This is a genomic window from Streptomyces sp. NPDC058308, from assembly GCF_042880275.1.
Classification (GTDB): domain Bacteria; phylum Actinomycetota; class Actinomycetes; order Streptomycetales; family Streptomycetaceae; genus Streptomyces.
The window spans coordinates 41,294-51,353 of the sequence record NZ_JBHVZA010000042.1 but is presented as its reverse complement, the minus strand read 5'-3'; the positions used below and the strand labels follow the sequence as shown (position 1 = coordinate 51,353).

General features: G+C 73.6%; 9 protein-coding genes. 7 read left to right on the top strand and 2 right to left on the bottom strand.

Annotation, left to right across the window (positions count from 1 at the left end):
- Window positions 1-488: 488 nt before the first annotated feature.
- On the bottom strand, window positions 489-1,583 hold the full coding sequence (locus tag ACFVYL_RS35030) for a mechanosensitive ion channel family protein (protein WP_389723376.1): 1,095 nt from the start codon (window positions 1,581-1,583) through the stop codon (window positions 489-491).
- Between the two features lie 310 nt (window positions 1,584-1,893).
- On the opposite strand from ACFVYL_RS35030, the gene ACFVYL_RS35025 reads away from it, so the two are divergent.
- The 4 genes from ACFVYL_RS35025 (at window position 1,894) to ACFVYL_RS35010 (ending at window position 5,584) form a co-directional block, all read left to right on the top strand.
- The gene (locus ACFVYL_RS35025) at window positions 1,894-2,430 is read left to right on the top strand and encodes an HNH endonuclease (protein WP_150184145.1); all 537 of its coding nucleotides are present in this window, start codon (window positions 1,894-1,896) and stop codon (window positions 2,428-2,430) included.
- 468 nt (window positions 2,431-2,898) lie between these two features.
- Window positions 2,899-3,135: a hypothetical protein gene (locus ACFVYL_RS35020; protein ID WP_389723374.1), complete on the top strand. Its 237-nt coding sequence runs from the start codon at window positions 2,899-2,901 to the stop codon at window positions 3,133-3,135.
- Window positions 3,135-5,330, top strand: coding sequence for a 4-alpha-glucanotransferase (malQ, locus tag ACFVYL_RS35015; protein ID WP_389723371.1), 2,196 nt, complete (start codon window positions 3,135-3,137; stop codon window positions 5,328-5,330). Before ACFVYL_RS35020 ends, malQ begins: the two co-directional genes overlap by 1 nt.
- A gap of 20 nt (window positions 5,331-5,350) precedes the next feature.
- Window positions 5,351-5,584, top strand: a complete 234-nt coding sequence (locus tag ACFVYL_RS35010) for a hypothetical protein (protein WP_361181082.1) — start codon at window positions 5,351-5,353, stop codon at window positions 5,582-5,584.
- Between the two features lie 161 nt (window positions 5,585-5,745).
- On the opposite strand, the gene ACFVYL_RS35005 is transcribed toward ACFVYL_RS35010, so the two are convergent.
- A complete protein-coding gene (locus ACFVYL_RS35005; protein WP_389723368.1) occupies window positions 5,746-6,321 on the bottom strand; it encodes a TetR family transcriptional regulator in 576 nt (191 codons plus the stop codon).
- Window positions 6,322-6,420: 99 nt separating this feature from the next.
- On the opposite strand from ACFVYL_RS35005, the gene ACFVYL_RS35000 reads away from it, so the two are divergent.
- From ACFVYL_RS35000 to ACFVYL_RS34990, 3 genes are all read left to right on the top strand, one after another.
- On the top strand, window positions 6,421-7,941 hold the full coding sequence (locus tag ACFVYL_RS35000) for an FAD-dependent monooxygenase (protein WP_389723365.1): 1,521 nt from the start codon (window positions 6,421-6,423) through the stop codon (window positions 7,939-7,941).
- A gap of 142 nt (window positions 7,942-8,083) precedes the next feature.
- The gene (locus ACFVYL_RS34995) at window positions 8,084-9,046 is read left to right on the top strand and encodes a DMT family transporter (protein ID WP_389723362.1); all 963 of its coding nucleotides are present in this window, start codon (window positions 8,084-8,086) and stop codon (window positions 9,044-9,046) included.
- Between the two features lie 51 nt (window positions 9,047-9,097).
- Window positions 9,098-10,009: a LysR substrate-binding domain-containing protein gene (locus ACFVYL_RS34990; protein ID WP_389723359.1), complete on the top strand. Its 912-nt coding sequence runs from the start codon at window positions 9,098-9,100 to the stop codon at window positions 10,007-10,009.
- Window positions 10,010-10,060: the final 51 nt, after the last annotated feature.

The window sequence follows — 10,060 nt, the reverse complement described above, 5'->3', positions numbered from 1 at the left end:
ACCGAGCCGCAACGGTGACGGTCACCGACGATGGGCCGGACCGCACCCGGCAGCGAGAGCCGATGACCCGAGCAGCAAGGCCGTGCGGCTGGCCGGGCGCGAACTGGGGCGATCGGCCACGATGGGCTGGTCCGCACCCGGCAGTGAGAGGGGATGGCCCGAGCGGCGTGGCCGGGCGGCTGGCCGAGCCGTGAACCGGGGCGGTCGGCCACGATGGGCCGGTCCGCACCCGGCAGTGAAAGGTGATGACCCTCCTAGGCCATCCCGCCGCCCCACCCTGGCCGTCCGGGTCAAAGGTCAACGTGCGGTGGAGGGACGGGAGTCAAGGGTGGAGCGCAGCGGAATCGGCGTAGCCGACGCCCGCAGGGCGCCCTTTACTCCCGGCCCGGAACCGCCACACTCCGCACCGCACCGGGCGGCCCCGGTGACCATCAAAGACGCAGGCCCACCGAAGCCCCCGCCCGCCCCGGACCCCCACAGCACGAGAACTACTTCGCCATGTTCGGAGGCGGCGGCGGTATCGGGGACGCCGCCAGGGACTGGGGAGACGTCGCCGAGGCGTAGGCGGAGGGGGCCGCGACACCGGCCGACGGGTCGGCGGGGTCTTCCGCCACCGCCAGCTGCAGGCCGCCCACGATGCGGATGCCCGCCGCGTCGAACGCCCGCTTGATCCGCCACCGCAGCTCCCGCTCGACACCCAGAGACTTCCCCGGCATCGTCTTGGCCGAGACCCGGACGACCATGGAGTCGAGCAGCACGCTGTCCAGGCCGAGGATCTCCACCGGGCCCCAGAGGCGCTCGTTCCACGGCTCGTCCTTGGCCATGGTCTCGCCGACCGAGGCGAGGGTCTCCTTGACCTTCTCCAGGTCCTCGTCCGGGCGGACGGTGACGTCGACGCCCGCCGTGGACCAGCCCTGCGAGAGGTTGCCGATGCGCTTGACCTCGCCGTTGCGGACGTACCAGATCTCGCCGTTGTCGCCGCGCAGCTTCGTGACGCGCAGACCGACCTCGATGACCTCGCCGGAGGCCACGCCCGCGTCGATGGAGTCGCCGACGCCGTACTGGTCCTCAAGGATCATGAAGACGCCGGAGAGGAAGTCCGTGACCAGATTGCGGGCGCCGAAGCCGATCGCGACGCCCGCCACACCCGCGGAGGCGAGCAGCGGGGCCAGATTGATGTCGAACGTGCCGAGGATCATGAGCCCGGCCGTGCCGAGGATCAGGAACGAGGCCACCGAGCGCAGCACGGAGCCGATCGCCTGCGAGCGCTGGCGGCGGCGCTCCACGTTCACCAGGAGCCCGCCGAGCGCCGTTCCGTCCACGGCCTGCGCCGTGCGGTTCATGCGGTCGATCAGCTTGGTGATGGCGCGGCGCACCAGGACACGCAGGACAAGGGCGATCGCGACGATGAGCACGATGCGCAGACCGATGCCGAGCCACGTGGACCAGTTCTGCTCGACCCAGCTCGCCGCGTTCGTGGCGCTCTCCTGAGCGTCCTCAAGGGTGGGCGGCTTCGTCGTCGGCTTCGGCGTCGGCTTGTCGTCCGGGTCCGTTCCGGCTGCCGACAGGACGGACAAGAACACTGCGGGTACCTCCAGGTATCGCGGCCTGCCCGGGAGGGAAATCGACTCGATGGAGACGAACCGGGGGTACCGGGCAGACCCACCACACTAACGGGGCATCGTGTGTGGATCGTTGTCATGTTCGAGGGAGAGACGGTGCTCACCTGGGGAAGAACCAAGTGACGTCTCCGTCGCGCGCCCGCTGTGGTCGAAAACACTTCAAGGCCGTTACGGGGACATGCTGGCGCTACGACCAGGCATGAGGGGAGACTGACAGCCAGATCGTCCCGGCGCGAGCCACGCGCCGCCGGCGTACAAGGAGGCATCCGCCGTGCCGCATGTCTTGGTCCTCAACGCGTCGTACGAGCCCCTCGGCGTCGTACCGCTCCGCCGCGCGCTCGTCCTCGTCCTGGAGAACAAGGCTCTCTGCCTCGAGGAATCCGGCGCCTTCATGCACAGCGCGACTCGCACCGTCCCCGCACCCAGCGTGGTCCGCCTCAAGCGGTTCGTCCGGGTCCCTTACCGGGGGCCCGTTCCGCTGACCAGGCGTGCACTGTTCGCCCGTGACGGCGGCCGGTGCATGTACTGCGGTGGCGTCGCAACCAGCGTCGACCACGTCATTCCCAAGAGCCGAGGCGGTCAGCACGCCTGGGACAACGTGGTGGCCTCGTGCCGCCGCTGCAACCACGTCAAGGCCGACCGCCACCTGATGGAACTGGGGTGGCGGCTGAGGCACAAACCCGCACCGCCCTCGGGCCTCGCGTGGCGCATCATCGGGACCGGGCATAGGGATCCGCGCTGGCTGCCCTACTTGCAGCCGTTCGGCGCGGACGACGCGATGGCCCGGATCGACGGCATTTCCGCCTAGTCACCGATCCGGGCTTCGTTGTAGGTGGGCGTCGTACGCGGCTGCCGGTCACCGGCGACCGCGTACGCCTCCACCGACCGGAGCGAACAGCCGAAGCGGGTGTCGCGCGCGTCCATGCGCACGCTCTCGCGGCCGCCCCTGCCGCCTGCCGCCCCGCACGGTGCCGGGGGTGTCAACGAGACCGCTTCACGGTCGGGGGAATCTTCCAGGAACCCGTGCGAACTCCCTCGTCGGAGGGGTACGCGCCACCCCCGGAACCGAGCCGTGCCGGGCCCGCGCGCGACGTGCAGATCTTCCCGGCGACCGCGGGTTCGGAACCCGTTCTTGCGGAGGCGGACGAGCCCCGGGAGACAACTTGCGCGACGGGAACGGAATGTGACCCAGGACACGTTGAGGCACCGTATACGTCTGCGAACCCGCGCTTTGGGTAGGGCTGCCGAAACCTGCCCCCTGACAAGGAGCTCCCACGTGGCCGCTTCAGCGAACCTCCTGCTCGACGCGCTCTCCAAACAGGTCTCCCACCCCGACTCGGGCCTCGACGGCTCCTGCTCCTGCGGCTGCATCGAGCCGCCCCTGATGAGTGAGCCGCCGCTCGCCGACGCAGCCCCGCTGACCAGTGAGCCGCCCCTCGCCGACGCAGCCCCGCTGACCAGCGAGCCCACCTCCACCGGCACCGCTTCCGGCCTGGACTTCATGGGGGTCTGATGGCCCTTTCCCGGCTGGCCGCCTCGTACGGGGTGGCCACCTCCTACTCCCCGTCGCCGGGACGCACCGTCCCGGCCGCCGAAGCGGCGGTGATCGCGGCACTCGCCGCACTGGACGTGGACGCGAGCACCCTGGAAGCGGCCCGGTCCGCCCTGGCCGCGCGCGAGGCCGCCCTGGCCGCGCGCCTGCTGCCGCCGACGGTGGTGGCCTGGACGGGCGGGCGCCCGGCCGCTGCGGACGAGCCGCCCCCGGCCCCCGCCGACGTCACCACCCCCACCGCTCCCACCACCCCCGCACCGCTCGCCGGACTGCCGCCGGGGACGCACGTACGGGTGGAGCTGGAGGACGGCGGGACCGCGGAGTGGGAGACGGCGCCGGAGGGCGGCGGGGCGAGCGGGCCGCGGCTGCCGCACGGCGTGCACCGGCTGTACGCGCGCGCCCCCGACGGGCGCGAGGCGACGGCCCACCTCATCGCCGCCCCCCGCCGGATCAGGACCCCCGAGGACCGCTCGTACGGCCTGCTGGTCCAGCTCTACTCCCTGCTGTCCCGCCGCTCCTGGGGCATGGGCGACCTCGGGGACCTCGCCGAGCTCGCCGCCTGGTCGGGGCGCGACCTGGGCGTCGGCTTCGTCCAGGTCAATCCGCTCCACGCGGCCGTGCCCCGCACGCCCCGGGGGCCGGGCAGCGACCCCTCGCCGTACCGCCCCTCCTCCCGCCGCTTCCCGGACCCGGTGCACCTGCGCATCGAGGCGGTCCCCGAGTTCGCCCATCTGCGGGGCGAGGCCCGCGACCGGGTCGACGAGCTGCGCCGCCGGGCCGCCCGCCTGCGCGAAGCGGTCCTGCGTGACGGCGAGCTGATCGACCGCGACGCGGTCTGGGCCCTCAAGCGCGAGGCCCTCGAACTGCTCCACGAGGTCCCCCTCGGCCCCGGCCGCCGCGCCGCCTACAGCGCCTTCCTCGCCGAGCAGGGCGCGCCCCTCGAGGACCACGCCACCTGGTCCGCCCTCGCCGAGGCGTACGGCCCGGACTGGCACTCCTGGCCCGACGCCCTGCGCGACCCGGCCTCGCCCGGCACGGCCCGTGCCCGGCGCGAGCTGATGGACCGCGTCGACTTCCACAGCCGGCTCGCCTGGCTCACCGAGACCCAGCTGGCCGACGCCCAGCGCGCCGCGCGTGAGGCGGGCATGGGCATCGGCCTCGTGCACGACCTCGCGGTCGGCGTGCACCCCGGCGGCGCGGACGCCTGGGTCCAGCGGTGGCACTTCGCCCCGGACATGACCGTCGGGGCCCCGCCGGACGCCTTCAACGCGCGCGGCCAGGACTGGGGCCTGCCGCCCTGGCGCCCCGACCGCCTCGCCGAGTCCGGCTACGCGCCGTACCGCGCGCTCCTGCGCGGCCTCCTGCGGAACGCGGGCGCCCTGCGCATCGACCACGTGATGGGCCTCTTCCGGCTCTGGTGGGTCCCGCAGGGCCGCGAGCCCACCGAGGGGACGTACGTCCACTACGACGCGGAGGCGATGCTCGCCGTCCTCGCCCTGGAGGCGCACCGCGCGGGCGCCCTCGTCATCGGCGAGGACCTCGGCACCGTCGAGCCCGGCGTCCGCGAGGCGCTGCGCGAGCACGGCGTGCTCGGCACCTCGGTGCTCTGGTTCGAGCGGGACTGGGAGGGCACGGGCCGCCCGCTGCCCGCCGCGGAGTGGCGCGCCGACTGCGTGGCCACCGCCACCACGCACGACCTGCCCCCGACCGCCGCGCGCCTGACCGGTGAGCACGTCCAACTCCGGCACGATCTGGGCCTGTTGACCCGCCCCCTGGCCGAGGAGCAGGCCGAGGCCGCCGCCGACGTGCGCGAGTGGCTGGGTCTGCTCTCCCGGCTCGGCATGCTGCCCGGCGGCACGGGCTGCGAGGAGGACGAGATCCGCGCCGTGCACCGCTTCCTGCTGGCCACCCCGGCCCGCATGATCGGCGTCTGGCTCCCGGACGCCGTCGGCGACCGCCGCCCGCAGAACCTGCCCGGCACGTGGGACCAGTACCCCAACTGGCGGCTGCCCGTCGCCGACTCCGGCGGACGCCCCGTCACCCTGGAGGAACTCGCCGCCTCTCCGCGCCTGCACGGGCTCATGGCGGTGTTCCGCGAGGGCGCGGAAGCCGGGACGAGTCCCCGTACGGCACCCCCGGGCGCGCACGCCGTTTAGGAGTTCGCTACGTTGGCACCGTGGACAAGAAGAACGCACTGCGCGCCGGCGCCCTGGCCTCCGGCACGACGCTGATGATGCTGCTCATGTCGTCCCCCGCCTTCGCGGCCCGCGACGACGGTGACGACCCGGGCCCCGGCCTGAGCGTCATCGACACGCTCGGCCTCTATGTCGCCGCGCCCATCGTGCTGTTCCTGGTGATCGCGGGCCTCGTGATGGTCGGCGACAAGTCCCGCAAGCAGAAGCAGGGCTGACCCGCGGCGGGGGCCGCGTCCCGGGCGTCACGCCCTGAGGGCCGGATCCCCGCGCGGTCGACTCAGCACGCCGAGGGCGCCCTCCGGCGACGTACACCCGTACCGCGTACGGACGTCGCCGCAGGGCGCCCTCGGCGTGCTCACGGCCGTCCGGCCGTCACTCACGGCTGTTCGGCCGTCAGGTAGCGCTGGAGCGTCGGCGCCAGCCATCGCGTGGCCTCCTCGCGCGTCAGCGCGGCGGACGGCGGAAAGCGCAGGACGTATCGGGTCAGGGCGAGCCCGAGCATCTGGGAGGCGCAGAGCGAGGCCCGCACGGGCGCCTCGGCCGGGTCGGGGCAGACCTCCCGCGCGACCGGCAGCAGCTGCTCCGCGAAGACCTCCCGCATGCGCTCGGCCCCCGCCTGGTTGGTGATCCCCACGCGGAGCAGGGCGGTGAGCACCCCGTCGTCCTCCCAGAGGGTGAGGAAGTGCGTGACGAGCACCCGCCCGACGTCCGACCGGGGCACCCGGGAGAAGTCCGGCATCCGCAGGTCCACGGAGGTGGCCGCGGCGAAGAGCCCCTCCTTGTTGCCGTAGTAGCGCATCACCATCGACGGGTCGATCCGGGCGTCCTTGGCGATGGCGCGGATCGTCGCGCGCTCGTACCCGTCCGCGGCGAAGCGCTCGCGGGCCGCCGCGAGGATGCCGGCGCGGGTGGCGTCGGAGCGGCGGGGCGGCACGTCACTGTTTCCGGTCATGCCAACAACCGTAGGCCAACAGGCGTTGACAGTCCATGGCCGCAGTTCTACCTTTGCCAACAAGCGTTGACCAACAGGTGTTGGCATCAGGAGGCCGCCATGAACGGTACGACCGGGAACACGGGCACCACCAAGAACGCGGGCGCCACTACGGACACGGGCGCCGCCAAGAGCGCGGGAACCGTCAAGGGCGAGGGCGGCGCCACTGTCGTGGTCGTCGGCGCGGGACCCACCGGGCTGCTGCTCGCCGGGGACCTCGCCGAGGCGGGCGTCCCCGTCACGCTCGTGGAGAAGCGGAAGCGCGGGATCAGCAACCTGTCGCGCGCCATGGTCCTGCACGCCCGCACCCTGGAGCAGCTGGACGCCCGGGGCCTGGCCGACGAGCTGGAGGCCAAGGGGGAGCCGCTCGGCGCGCTGCGCCTCTTCGAGCGCCTCTCGCTCGACCTCACGCAACTGCCCTCCCGCTTCCCGCACGTCCTCGTCATCGGGCAGTACGAGGTGGAGCGCGCCCTGGAGCGGCGCGCGGTCGCCGCCGGGGTGCGCTTCTCGTACGAGAGCGAGGTGGCCGGGCTCACTCAGGACGCGGACGGGGTGACGCTCGAACTCCGCGGCCCCGGCGGGGAGTCGGGCACCCTGCGGGCCGCCTACGCCGTCGGCGCCGACGGGCTCCGCAGCGGGGTGCGCGAGGCGGTAGGCCTGCCCTTCCCCGGCCGGTCCGTCATCCGCTCGCTCGTCCTCGCCGACGTCAGGCTCGCCGAGCAGCCGGAGAGCCTGCTCGCCGTCAGCGCCGTCGGCGACACCTTCGCCTTCCTCGCGCCCTTCGGTGACGGCTACCACCGCGTCATCGGCTGGGACCGCCGCCGGGACGTCCCCGACAGTGAGCCGCTCGACCTCGCCGAGGTCAAGGACATCGTCCGGCGGGCGCTCGGCCGGGACTTCGGGATGCACGACGCCCGCTGGATGTCCCGCTTCCACAGCGACGAGCGGCAGGCCCCCGCCTACCGGGTGGGCCGCGTCTTCCTCGCGGGCGACGCCGCGCACGTCCACTCCCCGGCCGGCGGCCAGGGCATGAACACCGGGCTGCAGGACGCCGCGAACCTGAGCTGGAAGCTGGCCGCCGCCGTCAACGGCCGTGCCGCGCAAGGGCTGTTGGACACGTATGAGGCCGAGCGGCACCCGGTCGGCAAGGCGGCGCTCCGCAGCAGTGGCGGCCTGGTCCGGCTCGCGATGGCCAAGCGCCCGTGGACCCGCGCGGCACGTGCCGCGGTCGCCGCCGTCGTGAACCGTGTGCCCGCGGCGCGCGCCAAGGCGCTCGGCCAGGTCACCGGCGTCGGCATCGCCTATCCGGCACCGAAGGGCGCCCACCGCCTCGTCGGGCGCCGCGCCCCCGACGTGAAGCTCAAGGAGGGGCGGCTCCACGAGGCCCTGCGTGCGGGCCGGTTCGTCCTCATCGCCCCGGCGGACGAGGGGCACGCGGCGGGGCGTGCGGTGCCGGCCCACTGGGCGAGCGAGCGCCGCACGACGGTCCTGGTCCGCCCCGACGGATACGTGGCGTGGGCGGCGGAGGGCGCGGACGCGCGGGCGGTGGCGGCGGCGCTGAGGGAGTGGGGGATCGGCTGACACCGGTCGTCAATCATTCGGTTCTACTTAAGAGAATCAGCGAAAAGATTCGGTAGACCTGATGGGTGTCGAGGTGTCACGGTGGTCCCGCAACGCACCGAGACACCCTCGCCACACGGGGGAGAGAGGCGAGGGATACCTCGTGGCAGTCCTGGACCGGACCCCCGCTCACACCGCGCCGACCGCACACCCGGCCGCACACCCGGCCGCACACTCGACCGCACACCCGGCCGCGCGCCCCATCGGCATCGGCCTCGCCCTCGCGGCCCTCGCCACGGGCGTCTGGTCGGGCAGCTTCGTCACCTCCCGGGCCCTGCACGACACCGTGCCGCCCGTCCAGCACGCGTTCTGGCGCTGGGTCATCGCCATCGTCGCGGTGGCGCCGTTCGCGGCGCGGCAGACCTGGCGGCAGCGCGGGCTGCTGCGCGAGCACCTCAAGTTCCTGCTGGTCGCGGCCCTGCTCGGCGTCACCGTCTACAACACCCTGGTGAACCAGGCGGGCATGACGACCACCGCGGGGAACATGGGCATGATCATGGCCGCGTCGCCGGTCCTGATGGCCGTCTATGAACGCCTCGGCGGCGCCCGGCTCGGCGCGCGCCGCGTCACCGGCATGCTCGTCGCCTGCGTCGGGGTCCTCCTCCTGGTCAGCAAGGGTTCCCTCGCCATGGACTTCGCGGTCGGCGACCTGTGGGTGATCGCGGGCGCGCTCTCCTTCGGCTCGTACAGCGCGCTGCTCAAGCGCAAGCCCGCGGAGATCGGCGGGCTCCCCTTTCTCTTCTCCACGTTCGTGCTCGGCGCGCTGATGCTGCTGCCGGTGTACGCGGCCAGCTACGCGGTCCAGGGCGGTTTCGAGCCCACTCCCGGCACGGTCTCCCCGCTCCTCTACGTCGGCGTGGTGTCCTCGGCGGTCGCCTTCTTCGCCTGGAACAAGGCCATCTCGATCATTGGGGCGGCCCGCGCCGGAGTCGTCTACTACCTCCAGCCGGTCTGCGTCGCCCTGCTCTCCTTCGCGCTCCTCGGTGAGGCGATGGGCCCGCTGCAGGTGCTGTGCATGGGCCTGATCCTGGGCGGGGTCGTGCTGGGCTCGGCCCGCGCGAAGTAGGGGGCGCGGCCGGTGGGTTCTCCGCTTCTGACCAGTCGGTACGTTGGCCTCATGAGCGAGTGGGACATCAAGAAGCTGCAGATCCTGCGTACGTTGAGCGAGCGGGGCACCGTGACGGCGGCGGCGCAGGCGCTGCGCATGACGCCGTCCGCCGTCTCCCAGCAGCTGTCCAACCTCGCCAAACAGCTGGGCGTACCGCTCCTGGAGGCGCACGGACGGCGGGTCCGCCTCACCGACGCCGCGCATCTGGTGCTGCGGCACGCGGAGGCCGTCTTCGCCCAACTGGAGCAGGCGGACGCCGAGTTGACCGCCTATGCGCAGGGCGAGGCGGGGGAGGTGCGGGTCGGGGCGTTCTCCACGGCCGTCCCCGCCCTCGTCGTGCCGGCCGTCCGGGCGCTGCGGGAGGCGGCGCCCGGCATCTCCGTACGGGTGCGGGAGACCGAGGCGGCGCAGGCGTACGAGCTGCTCGCCGCCGGGGAGGTGGACGTCGCTCTCTCGCTGGCCGTCCAGGCGCCCGCCGCGGCCGACGCGGACACGCGCTTCACCCGGGAGTCGCTCCTCGCCGACCCGCTGGACGTGGCGCTGCCCGGGAACCACCCGCTGGCGGCGGCCGAGGGGCTGCGGCTCGCCGATCTGGCGGCCGAGCCGTGGATCTTCGGCGGCAGCGGCCCCTGGTCCGAGATCACCCGGGCGGCCTGCGAGGGCGCCGGGTTCGCGCCGGAACAGGCGCATTCGGCGTCCGGCTGGACGGCGATCCTCGCGATGGTGGAGGCGGGGATGGGGGTGGCCCTGGTGCCCCGCCTCGCGGCGGTGCGGCGGGACGGCGTCGTGATGCGGGAGCTCTCGGCGGACCGCCCGCGCCGCCACGTGATCGCGGCGGTGCGGCGCGGCGGGGCCTCCGGCGCGGCGGTGGCCCGCGTCCTGACGGCTCTGCGGGAAGCGGTGCCGACGCGCTCGCGGTAGCGGCGCCCGGCCGGGCCCGCCGGGCACATCAGGCCTACGGTGTTGCCTGTG